Raw genomic sequence first — 17,529 nt, forward strand, 5'->3', positions numbered from 1 at the left:
TCCCGTGACAGGTGGTTTCGCTTAAGTCCCTCGCGTGATGCGGGTGTGTCCGATGGCGCGAAGCGACTGGAGCGGTTTTTCGGGAGCGGAGGAAGCGGGTCGTCCTGGGGGATCTTGATCCGGTTCTTTCTCAAAAGAGCAACTTGGAGGTTTATATGAAGACGGTTAAGAGCCTTGTCCTCGGCTCGGCGGCGGCTCTGCTCGCCATGTCCGGAGCTCAGGCGGCCGACCTTCCGATCAAGGCCAAAGCGGTCGAGTATGTGAAGGTTTGCTCCCTGTATGGTGCGGGTTTCTACTACATCCCCGGCACCGACACCTGTATCAAGCTCGGCGGCTATCTGCGCGCTGAAGTCTCGATGAACGGCAGTCTGTTCAACAACAACACCGGCGGCGTTCAGGGTGCGAACAACCGCCTCTCCAACTACTACTTCAGCCGCGCTCGTCAGGACCTCAACATCGACACGCGCACCGCGACCGAGTACGGCGTGGTTCGTACCTTTGCTGACCTGACCTTCAGCTGGACCAGCGACACCTACACCGGCAACAACAACGGCAACGGTTCGACGGTCTACTCGCAGATCGGTGGCGGCACGGGCGTGGGCGGTGCGTCTGCTCCGAACAACTCCAATGCTGGCGCGATCGCCGGCGGCACGCTCGGCGTGTACTATGCCTTCATCCAGTTCGCCGGCTTCACGATCGGTAAGGCCGTGTCGCAGTTCGACACGCCCTGGCAGAACTATCCGGGCAACAACTACGACAACCTGCCCGGCGGCGGCGGCACCGTCACCGGTGTCAACCAGCTGTCCTACACGGCCGACTTCGGCCAGGGCATCACGGCTTCGGTCTCGGCCGTCGACCCGACTGCCTACTACCAGAGCAACCTGACCAACGTCTCGGGCATTTCGGCTGCCGGCCTCGGCGGCGGCGGCTATGGCCTCGGCGCGCTCGGTGGCACTCGCGCCCCCGACCTCCAGGCGGTGGTCCGCATCGATCAGGCTTGGGGTCTCTTCCAGGCTTCGTTCGCTGCCCACAACAACCATGTTGCCTACTATGGCGCGTCGGAGACCTCGGGTCATCCGGACGACAAGTGGGGCTGGGCTGCTCAGCTGGCCTTGTCGATCAAGAACATCCCGACTGGTCCTGGCGATACGATCAACATCCAGGGCGTCTACACCGACGGTGCGTCGCGCTACAACTTCCAGAGCCTCGCGACTCAGAACTACGCCATGTACGGCAGCAACGTGAACGCGACCTCTTATCAGAGCCTCGGTCTCGCTGCTGTGTCTGACGGCGTGTTCGACACCGGCACGGGCATTCGGACCGTTCAGACCTGGGGTTTCCGTGGTGCTTACACGCACAACTGGAACGCCTACTGGAACACCGCGGTCTACGGTGCTTACGGCCAGGTTAAGTACGGCAACGGTGGCGCTGCTCTGATCTGCGGTCGCATCACCGCTCTGGCGGCTGCCGCCGGCATGACGAACTGCAACCCCGACTTCGCTCTGGGTGTGGTCGGCTTGATCACCCGCTGGACTCCGGTCAAGAACCTGACCTTCTCGGCGGACGTGGCTTGGCTCAACCTCGACCAGAAGTATGCTGGCACCCTCGCTCTGCCGGCCGCTGCTGGCACCGCGAAGCCGGGCGCCAACTATGATCTGAAGGACCAGAACACGGTCAGCCTGCTGCTCCGCGCTCAGCGCAACTTCTGATCTGATCATCTCATCATGATCGCGAACCCCGGCGGGCAACCGCCGGGGTTTTTCTTTTTGGTCGCGCACCGTCCTTGGATGTGGCGTTCAAACGTGCCGCCCATCCGTTTCCGGTATCATCGTCACGGATGCGACCGGCCATCCACAAATCCCCCGCTTTTCCGTAGGCCACGGGTCAGCTTCACGATTTGCTCTCCGCCGATTTGATGTCGCTTGCCGCAATGTCGTGGCCGTCAGCGCAAAAAAATCGAGAACCGGCACGGACTCATTGAGGCCGGGCTGAGGGCAGGGGAACCAAAGCCGCGGAGGAGTTCGATCAAGACGCTGAGCTGCGTCCCACGACGGTCGACCCGAGCAGCATCGCTGCCACGGCCGCAATAGTGGGCCTCCTTCAGCCCGATCGGGGCACTGAGCCGAGGCATCATCGGCAACAGATCTTCGGCTCGACCCGGACGCGCGGGAGCCATCGTGGCGAATCTCTGGATCGATCCGGGCGCTGCGACGGCCGCTCGCCGGCGCGACGGTGTTCTGTGACCATCGGCCCCTCGACCAGGGCTTGGCCCTCGTCACGATAATGGTCCGATAAAATACCAAAAACGCCCAGCCACCGTTCCGACTGCGACGCTATAGGCGGGCAATGTTCGGCCGCTGGACGTGGCTGAATCGGGGCGTGCGGGTATCGACTCCTCGTCGGTGCCTGCGCGGGTAAGCAATTTTGGAGGTTCATATGAAGATCGTGAAGAGCCTTGGTCTGGGCTCAGCGGCGGCCCTATTCGCCATCAGTGGGGCGCAAGCAGCCGACCTTCCGATCAAGGCCAAGCCGGTCGAATATGTGAGGGTCTGCTCCATGTACGGAGCAGGGTTCTTCTACATCCCTGGTACGGACACGTGCATCAAGCTCGGTGGATATCTGCGGGCCGAAGCCGGCTTGGGCACCAATGCGCTGTTCCAGAATGCGGTGAACGGGCCCGGTGGCGCGCGAAACCGTCTCAGCAACTACTATACGACGCGCTCGCGCGCCGATTTCAACATCGACACGCGCACCGCAACCGAGTACGGCGTGGTCCGGACTTTCTTCGATGCCGTGTTCCAGTGGACGACCGACAGCAACACCGGCAACGCCAATGGCAACGGCTCGACGGTGTACTCGCAGATCGGCGGTGGCACCGGTGTCTCCGGTGCGGTTGCACCGAACAACGCCAATGCGGGCGCCATTGCGGGGGGCACGCTCGGCGTGTTCTACGCCTTCATCCAGTTTGCGGGCTTCACCATGGGCAAGGCCGTGTCGCAGTTCGACGCGCCCTGGAGCAACTATCCCGGCAACAATTTCGACGGCCTGACCGGCGGCGGCGGCAGCATCACTGGCGTCAACCAGTTCACCTACACGGCGGACTTCGGCTCGGGCATCACGGCGGCGATCTCGGCCCAGGATGCGACGCAGTACGGCCAGTCGCAGATCTGGAACACGACAGGGCAGACCGCCGCCGGCGTGATCGGCGGCAATTACGGCTTGTCGACGTTCGGCGGCAACGTTGCGCCCGACATCGTCGGCATGGTGCGCGTCGACCAGGCGTGGGGACTGTTCCAGGCCTCCTTCGCGGCCCACGACAATCACGCCGCCTTCTTTGGTGCGAACGAGACCACCGGCCATCCCGCCGACAAATGGGGCTTCGCCGGTCAGCTCGCCCTCTCGGTCAAGAACATCCCGACCGGGCCCGGCGACACCCTCAACATCCAGGGCGTCTACACCAACGGCGCCAGCCGCTACAACTTCCAGAGCCTCGCTCCGATCAACTACGCGATGTATGGCAGCAGCAATCTGGCCGGCGCCTATCAGAGCCTCGGCTTTGCCGGCGTGTCTGATTCGGTGTTCGGCGCGGGCACTCAGCAGCAGCTGACGACGACCTACGGCTTCCGCGGCGCCTTCACCCACAATTGGGATCCGTTCTGGAACTCGGCGGTCTACGGCTCCTGGAGCGCGGTCAGGTACAACGGGACTGCGAAGGGCCTGATCTGTAACGGTGCGGGCATGGTCGCGCTCGGCATCACCGGCGCGAACTGCAACCCGGACTTCAACATCTCGACCCTGGGTGTGATCACGCGCTGGACGCCGGTCAAGAACCTGACCTTCTCGGCGGACGTCGCCTGGACCCGTCTGGATCAGAAGTTCGCAGGCGTGGCGACCGCGCCGGCGGCTGCAGCCGTCGCGAAGCCGGCGACCACCTACCAGCTGAAGGACCAGGATTCGGTCTCGCTGCTGCTGCGCGCCCAGCGCAACTGGTGATGATGGGCGAGTAGGGGATAGCGAATAGGGAGTGGGGAGTAGCGAATAGCGGTTGACTGGCCATCCCAGTGCAGTCTCGCTACTCGCTACTCGCTACTCGCTACTCGCTACTCGCTACTCGCTACTCGCTACTCGACGACAGCGCCGCGGCGCAGATCGGCCTCGATCTGCAGCCGCGAGCCGCCGCCGAAGCGGGCGCGATAGACCTGCAGATTCTCCATGACGCGCTGGACATAGTTGCGGGTCTCCGCGAACGGGATCAGCTCCACCCAGTCGACCGCGTCGACATTGGGATCGCGCGGGTCGCCATAGCGGTCGATCCATTTCTTCACGCTGCCGCGGCCGGCATTGTACGCCGCGAACGTCATGATGTAGGAGCCGCGATAGTCCTCGAGCAGGCCGCCGAGTTCGGCCGCGCCGAGCTGGGCGTTGTAGACAGGATCGGTCTTCATCCGGTTCAGGTCGAAGCTGACGCCGGCGCGCTTGCAGACATAGCGGCCCGCATCCGGCGTCACCTGCATCAGCCCATAGGCCTGCGCTGGCGACACCACGGCCTGGTTGAAGGCGCTCTCCTGGCGCGCGATCGAGAAGATCACGCTCTGCTCGACCTCGGGCCCGATCGACCGGAAGGCCGGGATGCCGCTGACGGGATAGGCGTAATGATCGAACGGCAGCCCGCGGTTGAGCGCGGCCTTGCCGACCAGCAGCATCGCCCTGGCGTCGCTTTGCCGGCCGGCGGCCTCGGCCAGCCCCAGCAGGACGTCCGGATCGCCATTGTCGCCCATGTCGGCGAACATCGGGATCGCGACCTCGCCCTCGTCGAGGTCGTACAGCAGCTGCACCGCGCGCACCACTTCCAGCCGTTCCACGCCGCGCCCGCGGCCGGTCGGCGCGGCGTTGAGGCCGAGCTGCGGCAGGCCGAGCTTGGCCCGCGCCAACTGGCCATAATAGCTCGTCGACTGCTCGGCTGCGGCCGTGTAGGCCGTGCGCGCCTCCTGCATGCGCCCCATCGCCTCCGCCGCGCGTCCCTGCCAATAGCCGGCCCGCGCCAGGGTCGTCGGGTTGACGCTGCCGACGCCGATTCGGGCGAAGTGCTGGGCCGCCGTCGCCGGGTCCTTGAGGAAGCGCAGCGCGATCCAGCCGGCGGTGAACTCCTGCTCGGTCTTGTAGATGTCGCGATTCGGCAGCGCGGCATCGCGCGCGATGAGATAGGCGCTGCGGTACTCGCCGGTGTCGATCATCTTGCGCGCCAGCAGGCGGCGCTCGATCCACCATTCGTCGAGATTGTGCAGGCGTCCGGGATCCTTCGGCGCGTTCAGCATCAGCTGCGCGGCCTCGGCGAAGTTCTCGTCGCGCCGCAGCAGCTGGATGCGGCTGAAGATGTAGCCGGCATCGCCATGGAGCTCGCGCGGCACGGCCTCGAGCAGGGACTGGCTGTTGGCGGCCTTGCGGTAGGTCGCGATCCGCGCCTTGGCCAGCGCCACATGACCCGATCCGAGCCGCTTGGCGGCGCGCAACGCCGCCTCGTGCTCGCTGCCATAAAGCAGATTGTCCATCCGCGCCTTGTGATCGCCGCCGGAGAGCAGGGCGCCAAACTGGTCGAGAACGATGTTCTCGGTCTCCTCCGACATCGCATCGCCGCGCCACGCTTCCCGCACCAGGCGCTCGGCATTGGCGCGGTCGCCGCGGTTGAGCATGACGCGGGCGAGCGCAAACCGGCCCTTGGCCGACAGCGGCGATTCGTTCTCGAACCACGACCACACCACGGCATCGTCGCGCTTGTCGTCCCACAGCGCCGCCTCGAGGCGGCGGCGCAGGAAATTCTGCGACGGCCAGCTCGGATTCGCGACGATGAAGGCGCGGTAGCGCTCCACGGTGGCATTGTTGTTGTCGCTGCGCAGGATCACCCATTCGGCGAGCTTGCGCGCCACGGGATCGGAGATGGCCTGCTCGACCTGGGTGGCGTCGTCGGGCTTGCGCTTGCGCACCAGCTCGATCACGTTTTCGAGCGCATCCTTGTCCGATTGCGACGTGGATGAGGTCGCCGCGATCGCAGCAGGGGCCGTCGGCTTGCGGGGCGCCGGCAGGGCGGCGTGCTGCCGCGGTGGCAGACTTGGTGCCGCGCCGGGCGTGATGTCTCTCGGGGCCGTCCGGGGCGGCTCCGCAGAGTTCTTGGCGCTGCTCTTGGTGTCTGTCTTGATGTCCGTCTTGGCTTCCGCGCGGGCGTCCACCTTGCTCCTGGCTTCAGTGGCATCCTTTGGCGCTGTCGTGGGAACCACGCCGCGCCCGATCGGACGCGCTTTCGGCAGAGGAACCTTGTCCTTGGCCAGAGCGATGTCGGCGCCAAGGCCGAGTCCCAGCGTCAGGCCGGCGGCCAGAGACACCGAGACAGACATCGACAGGGCAGTCGATCGCAATGCGGCGGCGCGGGCAGACAAGGGCACGGCGTTCCTTTGCGGCGGATGACTTCGATCCCTGACGACCTTGGTCTATCGAAAAGGTGAACAAATACTAAATATACCGGGATCGTTTGCAACCTGCGCCAACACCGCGGCGAAATCACGACCGAAGGGCGGCGGTGCGGCCGTCCGACGCGGCGGAGGAGCGGTCCGGCGGCCAAAGCGGGCGTGGACGGTACCTCGTGCCGCTGCGGGCGATGCGGTGGATCGATGCCGGACGAGGCTGATTCGAAAGGTGCGCGTGCCTGTTGAGAAGGCAGCCGAGATCAGGGCGGCCCTTCCGCCTTGTGTCCAGACCCGGTATGAAGTGCGCTTCGCTCTGGGGCAACGCGCGTTGGGAGGGAGTTTCATGGCAGCCAAGACGAATTTCCGAGGCTCTTTCACCGCCTTGGTGACCCCCTTCAAGAACGGCTCCGTCGACGAGGCGGCGTTCCGCAGCCTGGTCAGCTGGCAGATCGACGAAGGCACCAACGGACTGGTGCCGGTCGGCACGACGGGCGAGAGCCCGACGCTCAGCCATGACGAGCACAAGAAGGTCGTCGAGTGGTGCATCGCCGAGGCCAAGGGACGGGTCCCCGTGATCGCCGGCGCCGGCTCCAATTCGACCAAGGAGGCCGTCGAGCTCGCAGAGCATGCGGAGAAGGCCGGGGCCGACGCCGTGCTCGTCGTGACGCCCTATTACAACAAGCCGACGCAGGAAGGGCTGTATCAGCACTTCAAGGCGATCAACGATGCGATCGGCATTCCGATCATCATCTACAACATCCCGCCGCGCTCGGTGATCGACATGTCCGTCGACACCATGAAGCGGCTGTTCGAGCTGAAGAACATCGCCGGCGTCAAGGACGCCACGGCCAGCATGGTGCGGGTGTCGCAGCAGCGCGCCGCGCTGGGCGAGGAGTTCAACCAGCTCTCGGGCGAGGACGCCACCATCATCGGCTACATGGCCCATGGCGGCCATGGCTGCATCTCCGTCACCTCGAACGTGGCGCCGCGGCTGTGCGCGGAGTTCCACGCCGCCTGGCAGAAGGGCGATGTCGCGACCGCGCTCAAGATCCACGACAAGCTGATGCCGCTGCACACCAACCTGTTCATCGAGTCCAATCCGGCGCCGGTGAAGTACGCGCTGTCGCTGCTCGGCAAGATCGAGGAGAAGCTGCGGCTGCCGATGGTGCCGGTGTCGGAGCCGACGCGGGTCGCGGTGCGCGAGGCCATGGTTCATGCCGGGCTGATCAACTGAGATAAGACCAGAATTCGAGCAAGGGGCACGTTCGCGAGGCTTGATAGCAAAAGAAACCAACGGGGGGGACGCGCATGTTGAAGGAATTCCGCGAATTCGCAATGAAGGGCAATGTCGTCGACCTCGCGGTCGGCGTCATCATCGGCGCCGCCTTCGGCGCCATCGTCAATTCGCTGGTCGGCGACGTCATCATGCCGATCATCGGCGCGATCACCGGCGGCCTCGATTTCTCGAACTACTTCGTGGCGTTGTCCAAGAACGTCAACGCCGGCAACCTGGCCGATGCGAAGAAGCAGGGCGCGGTGCTGGCCTATGGCAGCTTCCTGACGATCACGCTGAACTTCCTGATCGTCGCCTTCGTGATGTTCATGATCATCCGCCTGATGAACAAGTTGAAGCGGAAGCAGGAGGCTGCGCCCGCCGCTCCGGCGAAGCCGACCGCCGAAGTCGAGCTCTTGACCGAAATCAGGGATCTCCTGAAGAAAGCCTGACGTGGCAGACAAGAACGAGCCCAAGATCACGGTTGCTGCCGAGAACCGCAAGGCGCGGTTCAACTATGCGATCGAGGACACCATCGAGGCCGGCATCGCGCTGACCGGCACCGAGGTGAAGTCGGTGCGCAGCGGCAAGTCGACGATCGCGGAATCCTATGCGGATTCGCGCGATGGCGAGATCTGGCTAATCAACGCCAATATTCCCGAATATCTGCAGGCCAACCGCTTCAATCACGAGCCGAAGCGGCCGCGCAAGCTGCTACTGCATCGCAAGCAGATCAACAAGCTGATGGGGGCCGTCGACCGCGAGGGCATGACCCTGATCCCGCTGAAGCTCTATTTCAACGAGCGCGGCCGCGCCAAGCTCTTGCTCGCGGTCGCCAAGGGCAAGAAGCTGCACGACAAGCGCGAGAGCGAGAAGAAGCGCGATTGGGGCCGCGAGAAGGGGCGGTTGCTGCGGGCGCGCGGGTAACGAGGCTTTAGCCGTTGCCGCGCTCTCCTCGGCGGGACGCTTCAAGCCTGGGCAAGCATCCGATGAATCAGAAAAACCTGTTGAACGTCGATTGGAGTCTCATCCCGGCGCCGACGGATGACGGTGCAGCCGATCATCTGGTCGGCATGAGCATTCCCCCGATCGCGCTGCGCGCCACCGATGACACGCTGGTGAATCTGTCGGCCCTGCCGGGGCGCACCGTGGTGTTCGCCTATCCGCGAACCGGTGAGCCCGGCAAGGTGTCTCTGGTCGAGGACTGGGACATGATTCCTGGCGCGCGCGGCTGCACGCCGCAGACCTGCAGCTTCCGCGACCTGTTCGGCGAGCTCAAGGCCGCGGGCGCGCCGCATGTGTTCGGGCTGTCGACGCAGAGCAACGCCTATCAGACCGAAATGGCCGCGCGCCTGCATCTGCCGTTTCCCGTGCTGTCGGACGACAAGCTCGAGCTGACCAACGCGCTGCGCCTGCCGACGATGGAGATCGCCGGCCTGGTCCTGATCAAGCGCCTCGCGCTGATCGTGGACGCTGCGCGCATCACCCACGTGTTCTATCCGGTGTTCCCGCCGGACAGGAACGCCGGCGACGTGCTGGCGTGGCTGAAGGACAACCGCGTGGCTACTGCGTAGTTCAACGCGAGGCCGAGTAGGGTGGGCAAAGGCGCTGCCTCGCTCTTTCCACACGCGGGATCGCGATGGCGCCGTGCCCACCACCTTGCTGATGAGTGCGCCGATCGATGGTGGGCACGCTGCCGCCTGCGGCGGCTGCTTTGCCCACCCTACACAATGACGACCTAATCCAGATCCGCCTTCACGCGCGCGAACACGGCGTGGAACATCTCGGTCGTGAGCACGCCGGTGTTCGTGTTGTAGCGGGAGCAGTGATAGCTGTCATACAGCCGGATGCCGCCGGCCTGGTGCACGGCGCCATGGCCGAAGGGGGCGGCGACGGCGCGCAGGCCGAGCAGCTTCAGCATCGTGTCGTGCGAGATGCGGCCGAGCGCGACGATGCTGCGCAGGCGCGGCATCGCGGCGATGCTGGCGCCGAGGAAGCTGCGGCATTGGTTGATCTCGGCGGGCAGGGGCTTGTTCTGTGGCGGCACGCAGCGCACCGCGTTGCTGATCCGGCAATCCACCAGCGTCAGCCCGTCGTCCGGACGCGCCTCGAATTTGCCCTTGGCGAAGCCGAACTGCAGCAATGTCCCGTACAGCAGCTCGCCGGCATAGTCGCCGGTGAACGGCCGGCCGGTGCGGTTGGCGCCCTGCAGGCCCGGCGCGAGCCCCACGATCAGCAGTCGCGCGCTCGCATCGCCGAACGACGGAACGGGCGCATTGAACCAAGCCGGTTCGCGCGCCCGCTGCGTGTTGCGGAAATCGACCAGACGGGGACACAGCGGACAGTCGCGGTCCGGATCGGCCGGATGGGCTGCTGGGGGACCTGAGTCCGAATCAGTCTTTCGGGCGCCGCGGGCGACCGTCTTAGTCCTCGAAATCGTCATCGCTGGACGTGGTGGCGGTCGTCGTCGGGGTGCGTGCGGCTGGCACGGTCGAGCGCTGCAGGAATTGAGGGGAGTGGTGGCGCGGCTCGCGCGGGGCGGGGCGTTCGGACGGATCGCGACCCAGCTTGGACTGCAGCTCGACCAGGTCGGTGAAGACGTCCGCCTGGCGGCGAAGCTCGTCGGCGATCATCGGCGGCTGGCTCGAAATGGTCGAGATCACGGTGACGCGGACGCCGCGCCGCTGCATCGCTTCCACCAGCGAGCGGAAATCGCCATCACCCGAGAACAGCACCATCTGATCGATGTGCTCGGCGAGTTCCATGGCATCGACGGCGAGCTCGATGTCCATGTTGCCTTTGACCTTGCGGCGGCCGCTGGCGTCGATGAACTCCTTGGTCGCCTTGGTGACCACGGTATAGCCGTTGTAGTCGAGCCAGTCGATCAGGGGACGAATCGAGGAATACTCCTGATCCTCGATGATCGCCGTGTAATAGAACGCACGCAGCAGCGTGCCGCGGCTCTGAAATTCCTTGAGCAGGCGCTTGTAGTCGATGTCGAAGCCGAGAGTCTTGGCCGTCGCATATAGGTTGGCGCCGTCAATGAAGAGCGCAATCTTATTGGTCGAAGATGACATTCAGTGTCTCGCGTTCGGTTAGCTTCTGTTTTTTGGCGCAACTCACGTCGGTCGCGCATTCCATGTCAAGATACTGCCAAGGGATACTCGCCAAGGCACGGCGCGGTTGGTCTGGTGTGACGTTACCGCAAACGGGAGTGATCGGGGCAACAAAGGCGCACTTGTGACCGCGCAATGAAGCGTTTTCTTGTCCAAAGCCATGTTCTGCGGCTCCGGAACGCCAGCCAGCAGGGTCTCGGAAGCGAAACCCTTCGCTGGTTAAAGAGACCGGCCGCCAGTTTGGCCTTGCGAAAACCGGTCAGTCTCTATAACTAGCCCAACATAATCAGCATATTAAGCACACAAAGGACCGGAGCGACAATGGCGCGCGTCACTGTGGAAGATTGTATCGATAAGGTCGACAACCGGTTCGACCTGGTCCTCCTGGCCGCGCACCGCGCGCGCATGATCTCGTCCGGTTCACAACTTACAATTGATAGAGATAATGACAAGAATCCCGTTGTTGCACTCCGGGAGATTGCGGATTCGACCATTTCTCCCGAGGATCTGAAGGAAGAACTGGTGCATTCGCTGCAGAAGTTCGTCGAGGTCGACGAGCCGGAGCCCGACACGGTGCCGCTGATCGGCTCCGCCGGCGCCAGCGTCGATGCCGACGACACCGAGGTCGCCGTCGAGCGCATGACCGAGGAAGAGCTGCTGAAGGGTCTCGAGGGTCTCGCTCCGCCGGAAGAGCAGCCGGAAGAGGATGAGTGACGCACTCTTCTCACCGTCCGCGTGAGATCAGATCAACTTGTGAGAATGTGAAGGCCCGGACCTCGTCCGGGCCTTTGCATTTGAACGTGATTTCGTGATTACCATAGGAACGCGGCAGTCGCCTGCCGTCCGGCGGATTCGGTCCCAAAGATAAAGGTTTAGTCATTTTCCATGGTGGTTCCGGGCCACACTCCTCAGCAGATGCAGGCGGCGGCCGAATCGGCCGCATTGGCGCCTGCGCCGCCTGCTGCTGAGCGGCCGCGGCCGCAGAAGCCGCGTTCGCGCATGATGCGGCAGTATGATCTCGTCGAGCGGGTCCGCTCCTACAATCCGGATACGAACGAGGATCTGCTCAACCGGGCCTATGTCTATGCGATGAAGGCGCACGGGTCGCAGACCCGCGCCTCGGGCGATCCTTATTTCACCCATCCGCTCGAGGTCGCGGCCATTTTGACCGACCTCAAGCTCGACGATGCCACCATCGTCGCGGCCTTGCTGCATGACACCATCGAGGACACCGAGGCGACCCGCGCGGAGATCGACCGCTTCTTTGGGCCCGAGATCGGCGCGCTGGTCGAGGGCCTGACCAAGCTGAAGCGGCTCGAGCTGGTCTCGCGCGAGGCCAAGCAGGCCGAGAACCTGCGCAAGCTGCTGCTGGCGATCGCCGATGATGTGCGTGTGCTGCTGGTCAAGCTCGCCGATCGCTTGCACAACATGCGCACGCTGGAATTCGTGCCGGAAGCCTCGCGCCGGCGCATCGCCGAGGAGACGCTCGACATCTACGCGCCGCTGGCGGGGCGCATGGGCATGCAGGAGATGCGCGAGGAGCTCGAGGATCTCTCGTTCCGAACGCTCGATCCGCAGGCCTATGGCGTGGTGATGCAGCGGCTCGACGCCCTGGCGGATCGCAACCGCAACCTGATCGGCGAGATCGAGAGCCAGCTTTCGCGCAAGTTTCGCGACCACGGCCTGACCGCGCGCGTGTTCGGCCGCCGCAAGCGGCCGTTCTCGATCTGGACGAAGATGGAGCGCAAGTCGATCGGCTTCGAGCAGCTGTCCGACATCTTCGGTTTCCGGGTCATCATGCCGGATCTCGAATCCTGCTACCGCGCGCTCGGCATCGTGCATACGACCTGGCCGGTCGTGCCGGGGCGCTTCAAGGACTACATCTCGACGCCCAAGCAGAACGACTATCGCTCGATCCACACCACCGTGATCGGCCCCGGCAAGCAGCGCGTCGAGCTGCAGATCCGCACCGAGGACATGGACCAGATCGCCGAGCTCGGCATCGCCGCCCACGCCTTCTACAAGGACGACGTCGCCTCGCCGACGGAGCGGCTCAAGCGCGAATCCAACGCCTTCGCCTGGCTGCGCCACACCATCGGGATTCTCTCCGAAAGCGCCAATCCGGAGGAGTTCCTCGAGCACACCAAGCTTGAGCTGTTTCACGATCAGGTGTTCTGCTTCACCCCCAAGGGAAAGCTGATCGCGCTGCCGCGCCACGCCAACGTGATCGACTTCGCCTATGCCGTGCATACCGACGTCGGCAACAGCGCCGTCGGCTGCAAGATCAACGGTAAGTTCGCGGCGCTGTCGTCGGAGCTGCAGAACGGCGACGAGGTGGAGGTGCTGACCTCCGATGCGCAGTCGGCGCCGCCCTCGGCCTGGGAGACGCTCGCCATCACCGGCAAGGCGCGGGCGGCGATCCGGCGGGCCACCCGCACCGCCGTGCGCGATCAATATGCCGGGCTCGGCCGCCGCATCGTCGAACGCCTGTTCGAGCGCACCAAGCTCGAATATGCCGACGACAAGCTCAAGGGCGCGTTGCCGCGCCTGGCGCGCGCCTCGGTCGAGGACGTGATGGCGGCGGTCGGCCGCGGCGAGATCAAGGCCTCCGACGTCGCCCGCGCGATGTATCCGGACTACAAGGAAGAGCGCGTCGTGCGCTACGGCGCCAAGAAGACGGCCGCGCCGGCAACCGCCGCCAAGTCGCCCACGACGCCGGCCACCGAGCCTCACCGCGGTCCGTTCGCGATTCCAATCAGCGGCCTGAACTCCGGCCTGCCGGTGAAGTTCGCGCCCAATGGCGGCGCCGTTCCCGGCGACCGCATCGTCGGCATCGTCACGCCGGGCGAGGGGATCACGATCTATCCGATCCAGTCGCCGGCGCTGAAGGATTTCGAGGACGAGCCGGAGCGCTGGCTCGATGTGCGCTGGGACGTCGACGAGACATCGCCGCAACGCTTCCCGGCGCGGATCCGCGTCGAGAACGTCAACGAGCCCGGCAGCCTCGCCCAGGTCGCGACCGTGATCGCCGAGCATGACGGCAACATCGACAATATCAGCATGAGCCGCCGCTCGCCGGACTTCACCGAGCTGACGATCGATCTCGAGGTCTACGACCTCAAGCATCTCTCGGCGATCATCAACCAGCTGCGCGCCAAGACCATCGTGGCGAGGGTCGACCGCGTGAATGGCTAGGGCGACGGATCTGCTCGTCGCGTAAGTGTGCCGATGCCGGCGAGGATGAGGTCGATGCCGGCAAGAAACTGCTCCCGATCGTCGTGGTCGCGCAGCTCGTCGGCGACCTGCCGGACAAAGGCAAACTCGGTTGGGTCGAGGTGCGCCCACCGGTTCGCCACGTTGGCCAGAAACGCCGATCGGTCCGCTTCGGCGTGAGCCTGGCGCGCATTGGCCGCGTTCTGTGCGGCGACGCCCAGCATGTAGTTGATGAGTGCGGACCAGCAGTTGAACAAAGCGCGCTCGGGCACGCCGAGCGCCTGCACGCTGCGGCCGATCATTTCCGAGATGCGCAACGCGGCCGGCTGCGCCGGATTCCGGAACAGTTGGCCGCCGAGCCAGGAATGCGCGTCGATCGCGTCGAACACGGCGAGCGCAACGGCGCGGATTGCTCGCTTCGGCTCCATATCGTTGCCGGGCTCGGCCACAAGTCGGGCGATGATCTCCTCCGTTGCCGCTGCCAGCAAATCTTCCTTGTCGGCGACGTGCCAGAAGATGGCGCCGCTGCCGGTTGCGAGGCGGGCTGAAAGTGCGCGGAAGGTGAGAGCATGCTCGCCGTCGCGATCGAGGATCTCGATCGCGGCGCGGACGATCTGCGCCTTCGACAGCGCGTGGGCGCGCCGTCGGCCCTGCTGAGGTCTGGTCGTCATCGCCGGCATCTTGACAGAACTGGAACGACGTTCCAACACTAAAGCAATGGAACGTTGTTCCATTCAAATAGGAGGGCGCTGTAATGAGTCGGGTCACGATCGTGGGGGCGGGTCTCGGCGGCCTCACTCTTGCGCGCGTTCTGCATGTGCATGGCATTGAAGCCACGGTATACGAGGCGGAGCCGTCGGCCGGCGCGCGCGAGCAGGGCGGTCTGCTCGACATCCATGCGGAGGATGGGCAGCTCGCATTGAAGGCGGCCGGTCTGTTCGATGCGTTCGTCGATCTGATCTGCCATGGCAAAGCAGCGACGCGGGTAGCTGATCGCGAGGGGCGGCTGCTGTTCGAACAGCCCGACGATGGCCTGAAGGGCCGTCCCGAGGTGCTGCGCGGAGAGTTGCGGCGCATCCTGCTCGAGTCGCTGCCGGAGGGAGCCGTGCAGTGGGGCCGCAAGGTGGTCGGCGTCAGGTCCCTCGGAGGAGGCCGGCACCAGCTGACCTTCACCGACGGCGCGATGGTGGACACCGATCTCCTCGTCGGAGCCGACGGCGCCTGGTCGAGGGTCAGGTCACGGCTGTCCGCCGCCCAGCCCAGCTATGTCGGCACGTCGTTCGTCGAAACCCGTCTGCATGACGTCGACCGGCATCATGCCGCCGCCGCGGCTGCTGTCGGCGATGGCGCACTGTTTGCGCTGGCGCCGGGACGGGGCATCATGGCGCATCGCGAGCCCGATGACGTCCTGCACGCCTATGTGGCATTGGTCCGCCCCGCCGAATGGTTTGCCGACATCGATTTCGACGATGCCAGCGCAGCGATCGCGCGGGTTGCGGCCGAATTCGACGGATGGTCGCCGGCGCTGACCGCGCTCATAACGGCCAGCGAGACCAGGCCGGTCCTGCGCATGCTCCACACGCTGCCGATCGGGCATCGCTGGGAGCGCGTTCCCGGTGTGACGCTGATCGGTGACGCCGCGCACCTGATGCCGCCTGCGGGCGACGGCGCCAATCTGGCGATGCTGGACGGCGCCGAGCTTGCGCAGGCCATCGCGGCGCACCCGGACGATGCCGACGCAGCGCTGACCGTCTACGAGGCGGCGATGTTTTCGCGCAGCAGGTCAACCGCCGCGGGTGCGCATGAGATGCTCGGACTTTGCCTCCGCGACGATGCTCCATTCGGGCTGATCGAGTTCTTCAATGGCGCCGCCCTCGCTTCCGAGCCTGACATCCCGACGGCTTGATCCGAAACGGACGGCGGAGCGGGCCGGATCGGTCAAAGGTGCCCTGCAGCTTTCGCTGCGGCTTCCCGGCGGAAGATGATGTAGACATCGAGCATCCACCCCTAAGACCTCCGCGAGCCTGCCATGCCCACTGCTCTCCCGCTGCGCCTCGGCGTCAATGTCGACCATGTCGCCACCCTGCGCAATGCGCGGGGCGGCCGCGCGCCGGATCCGGTGCGCGCGGCGCTGCTCGCGATCGAGGCCGGCGCCGACGGCATCACCGCGCATCTGCGCGAGGACCGGCGGCACATCCGCGATGACGACATGGCGCGGCTGAAGGCCGAGATTTCCAAGCCGCTGAACTTCGAGATGGCCGCCACCGACGAGATGGTGCAGATCGCGCTCGCGACCCGGCCGCATGCCTGCTGCCTGGTGCCCGAGCGGCGCGAGGAGCTCACCACCGAAGGGGGGCTCGACGTGGTCGGTCAGCACAACGCGCTCGCCCCCGCAATCGCCAGGCTGAGCGAGGCCGGCATCCGGGTCTCGCTGTTCATCGCCGCGGACCCCGCCCAGATCGAGATGGCCGCGCGGCTGCGCGCGCCCGTCATCGAGATTCATACCGGCGGCTGGTGCGATGCGATCACCGACGGCCATCATGACAAGGCTGCGGCGGAGTGGGAGCGGATCGTGGCCGGCGCCCGGCAGGCCTATGCGGCAGGGCTCGAGGTCCATGCCGGCCACGGGCTCGACTATGCCACCGCCGAGCAGATCGCGGCGCTGCCCGAGATTCGCGAGCTCAACATCGGTTACTTCATGATGGGGGAGGCGCTGTTCGTTGGTCTGGCCGAGAGCGTGCGAACCATGCGCGCGGCGATGGATCGCGGCCGCGCCCGGCTGGGGACGGCGGCATGATCATCGGCATCGGCTCCGACCTGATCGACATCCGCCGCGTCGCCGAGGTGATGGAGCGTCACGGCGAGCGTTTCCTGAACCGTATCTTCACCGCCACCGAGCGTGCCAAGGCCGGGCGGCGGGCCAAGAACGAGAAGATGGTCGTCGCCACCTATGCCAAGCGATTCGCCGCCAAGGAGGCCTGCGCCAAGGCGCTGGGCACCGGCATCCGCCACGGCGTGTGGTGGCGCGACATGGGCGTGGTCAACCTGCCGGGCGGCCGGCCGACCATGCACCTCACGGGCGGCGCAGCCGAACGGCTGAAGGCGCTGACCCCCGAGGGGCTCGAGGCCAGGATCGACCTGTCGATCACCGACGACTGGCCGCTGGCGCAGGCTTTCGTCATCATATCGGCGGTGCCCAGGGGGCCGTCGTGACGTCGCCCGGGGGGCGACGAAAACAAAAATGCAATTGATTCCAGCGTGTTATGTTATTTTGATGCGGCCCTTGATTGCGCGGCCCCGCGCAGTCGTCTAAAACCCGCTGGGATCGAACCGGCAGCACCACAGGCGGATTCCGGCGCAACCGGAATTGGCCTTAACCACCAGAATCAGGACAGACTCCCTTAAGCCGCGGAACGGTACGTTGTTCGCGGACGGAGGGGTGTTATGCAACGGCTGGCGAATCGTCGGA

At 65.2% G+C, this 17,529-nt stretch carries 15 protein-coding genes; 11 read left to right on the forward strand and 4 right to left on the reverse strand.

The window, feature by feature from the left end:
• Positions 1 to 155 precede the first annotated feature (155 nt).
• The gene (locus QQL87_RS03090) at positions 156 to 1,709 is read left to right on the forward strand and encodes a porin (RefSeq protein WP_284419449.1); all 1,554 of its coding nucleotides are present in this window, start codon (positions 156 to 158) and stop codon (positions 1,707 to 1,709) included.
• A gap of 727 nt (positions 1,710 to 2,436) precedes the next feature.
• Positions 2,437 to 3,993, forward strand: coding sequence for a porin (locus QQL87_RS03095; RefSeq protein ID WP_284419447.1), 1,557 nt, complete (start codon positions 2,437 to 2,439; stop codon positions 3,991 to 3,993).
• Between the two features lie 128 nt (positions 3,994 to 4,121).
• On the opposite strand, the gene QQL87_RS03100 is transcribed toward QQL87_RS03095, so the two are convergent.
• The gene (locus QQL87_RS03100) at positions 4,122 to 6,389 is read right to left on the reverse strand and encodes a lytic transglycosylase domain-containing protein (RefSeq protein WP_284419445.1); all 2,268 of its coding nucleotides are present in this window, start codon (positions 6,387 to 6,389) and stop codon (positions 4,122 to 4,124) included.
• Between the two features lie 412 nt (positions 6,390 to 6,801).
• Between QQL87_RS03100 and dapA the strand changes: the two genes are divergently transcribed.
• The 4 genes from dapA to QQL87_RS03120 all read left to right on the forward strand — a co-directional run bounded on the left by dapA (position 6,802) and on the right by QQL87_RS03120 (position 9,305).
• Positions 6,802 to 7,692 (forward strand): 4-hydroxy-tetrahydrodipicolinate synthase, encoded by an 891-nt coding sequence (gene dapA / locus QQL87_RS03105; protein WP_284419443.1) that lies wholly within the window; start codon positions 6,802 to 6,804, stop codon positions 7,690 to 7,692.
• Positions 7,693 to 7,766: 74 nt separating this feature from the next.
• Entirely contained in the window at positions 7,767 to 8,183 is a 417-nt protein-coding gene (gene mscL / locus QQL87_RS03110) for a large conductance mechanosensitive channel protein MscL (RefSeq protein ID WP_284419441.1), read from the forward strand.
• 1 nt (position 8,184) lies between these two features.
• Positions 8,185 to 8,658 carry an SsrA-binding protein SmpB gene (gene smpB / locus QQL87_RS03115; RefSeq protein WP_015666386.1) on the forward strand — a complete coding sequence of 158 codons (474 nt, stop codon included), beginning with the start codon at positions 8,185 to 8,187 and terminating at the stop codon, positions 8,656 to 8,658.
• Positions 8,659 to 8,720: 62 nt separating this feature from the next.
• On the forward strand, positions 8,721 to 9,305 hold the full coding sequence (locus tag QQL87_RS03120) for a peroxiredoxin (RefSeq protein ID WP_284419437.1): 585 nt from the start codon (positions 8,721 to 8,723) through the stop codon (positions 9,303 to 9,305).
• A 164-nt stretch (positions 9,306 to 9,469) separates the two neighbouring features.
• Here QQL87_RS03120 and QQL87_RS03125 read toward each other — a convergent pair whose 3' ends face one another.
• The gene (locus tag QQL87_RS03125) at positions 9,470 to 10,174 is read right to left on the reverse strand and encodes a uracil-DNA glycosylase (protein WP_284419435.1); all 705 of its coding nucleotides are present in this window, start codon (positions 10,172 to 10,174) and stop codon (positions 9,470 to 9,472) included.
• Positions 10,155 to 10,808 carry a LabA-like NYN domain-containing protein gene (locus tag QQL87_RS03130; RefSeq protein WP_284419433.1) on the reverse strand — a complete coding sequence of 218 codons (654 nt, stop codon included), beginning with the start codon at positions 10,806 to 10,808 and terminating at the stop codon, positions 10,155 to 10,157. Before QQL87_RS03130 ends, QQL87_RS03125 begins: the two co-directional genes overlap by 20 nt.
• 360 nt (positions 10,809 to 11,168) lie before the next feature.
• Here QQL87_RS03130 and rpoZ point away from each other — a divergent pair, with 360 nt between their 5' ends.
• Both rpoZ and QQL87_RS03140 read left to right on the forward strand, forming a co-directional pair.
• Entirely contained in the window at positions 11,169 to 11,561 is a 393-nt protein-coding gene (gene rpoZ, locus QQL87_RS03135) for a DNA-directed RNA polymerase subunit omega (protein WP_006612728.1), read from the forward strand.
• A gap of 171 nt (positions 11,562 to 11,732) precedes the next feature.
• A complete protein-coding gene (locus QQL87_RS03140; RefSeq protein ID WP_284419431.1) occupies positions 11,733 to 14,042 on the forward strand; it encodes a RelA/SpoT family protein in 2,310 nt (769 codons plus the stop codon).
• Here the strand turns inward: QQL87_RS03140 and QQL87_RS03145 are convergent.
• Positions 14,039 to 14,794 carry a TetR/AcrR family transcriptional regulator gene (locus QQL87_RS03145; RefSeq protein ID WP_349817277.1) on the reverse strand — a complete coding sequence of 252 codons (756 nt, stop codon included), beginning with the start codon at positions 14,792 to 14,794 and terminating at the stop codon, positions 14,039 to 14,041. The genes QQL87_RS03140 and QQL87_RS03145 overlap by 4 nt on opposite strands.
• A 20-nt stretch (positions 14,795 to 14,814) precedes the next feature.
• Here QQL87_RS03145 and QQL87_RS03150 point away from each other — a divergent pair, with 20 nt between their 5' ends.
• The 3 genes from QQL87_RS03150 (at position 14,815) to acpS (ending at position 17,273) form a co-directional block, all read left to right on the forward strand.
• Positions 14,815 to 15,966, forward strand: coding sequence for an FAD-dependent oxidoreductase (locus tag QQL87_RS03150; RefSeq protein WP_284419430.1), 1,152 nt, complete (start codon positions 14,815 to 14,817; stop codon positions 15,964 to 15,966).
• Positions 15,967 to 16,089: 123 nt separating this feature from the next.
• Positions 16,090 to 16,857, forward strand: a complete 768-nt coding sequence (locus tag QQL87_RS03155; protein WP_284419428.1) for a pyridoxine 5'-phosphate synthase — start codon at positions 16,090 to 16,092, stop codon at positions 16,855 to 16,857.
• On the forward strand, positions 16,854 to 17,273 hold the full coding sequence (gene acpS, locus QQL87_RS03160; protein WP_284419422.1) for a holo-ACP synthase: 420 nt from the start codon (positions 16,854 to 16,856) through the stop codon (positions 17,271 to 17,273). The genes QQL87_RS03155 and acpS overlap by 4 nt, the downstream gene beginning before the upstream one ends.
• Positions 17,274 to 17,529 lie beyond the last annotated feature (256 nt).

It is taken from the genome of Bradyrhizobium sp. SSBR45G (genome assembly GCF_030159255.1).
Taxonomy (GTDB): Bacteria; Pseudomonadota; Alphaproteobacteria; order Rhizobiales; family Xanthobacteraceae; genus Bradyrhizobium.

What these genes read in the sequence shown, in the direction of transcription:
- QQL87_RS03090 (WP_284419449.1), top strand. Translation starts at nt 156, where the DNA reads ATGAAGACGGTTAAGAGCCTTGTCCTCGGCTCGGCGGCGGCTCTGCTC.
- QQL87_RS03095 (WP_284419447.1), top strand. Translation starts at nt 2,437, where the DNA reads ATGAAGATCGTGAAGAGCCTTGGTCTGGGCTCAGCGGCGGCCCTATTC.
- QQL87_RS03100 (WP_284419445.1), bottom strand. Translation starts at nt 6,389, where the DNA reads ATGTCTGTCTCGGTGTCTCTGGCCGCCGGCCTGACGCTGGGACTCGGC.
- dapA (WP_284419443.1), top strand. Translation starts at nt 6,802, where the DNA reads ATGGCAGCCAAGACGAATTTCCGAGGCTCTTTCACCGCCTTGGTGACC.
- mscL (WP_284419441.1), top strand. Translation starts at nt 7,767, where the DNA reads ATGTTGAAGGAATTCCGCGAATTCGCAATGAAGGGCAATGTCGTCGAC.
- QQL87_RS03120 (WP_284419437.1), top strand. Translation starts at nt 8,721, where the DNA reads ATGAATCAGAAAAACCTGTTGAACGTCGATTGGAGTCTCATCCCGGCG.
- QQL87_RS03125 (WP_284419435.1), bottom strand. Translation starts at nt 10,174, where the DNA reads ATGACGATTTCGAGGACTAAGACGGTCGCCCGCGGCGCCCGAAAGACT.
- QQL87_RS03130 (WP_284419433.1), bottom strand. Translation starts at nt 10,808, where the DNA reads ATGTCATCTTCGACCAATAAGATTGCGCTCTTCATTGACGGCGCCAAC.
- rpoZ (WP_006612728.1), top strand. Translation starts at nt 11,169, where the DNA reads ATGGCGCGCGTCACTGTGGAAGATTGTATCGATAAGGTCGACAACCGG.
- QQL87_RS03140 (WP_284419431.1), top strand. Translation starts at nt 11,733, where the DNA reads ATGGTGGTTCCGGGCCACACTCCTCAGCAGATGCAGGCGGCGGCCGAA.
- QQL87_RS03145 (WP_349817277.1), bottom strand. Translation starts at nt 14,794, where the DNA reads ATGGAACAACGTTCCATTGCTTTAGTGTTGGAACGTCGTTCCAGTTCT.
- QQL87_RS03150 (WP_284419430.1), top strand. Translation starts at nt 14,815, where the DNA reads ATGAGTCGGGTCACGATCGTGGGGGCGGGTCTCGGCGGCCTCACTCTT.
- QQL87_RS03155 (WP_284419428.1), top strand. Translation starts at nt 16,090, where the DNA reads ATGCCCACTGCTCTCCCGCTGCGCCTCGGCGTCAATGTCGACCATGTC.
- acpS (WP_284419422.1), top strand. Translation starts at nt 16,854, where the DNA reads ATGATCATCGGCATCGGCTCCGACCTGATCGACATCCGCCGCGTCGCC.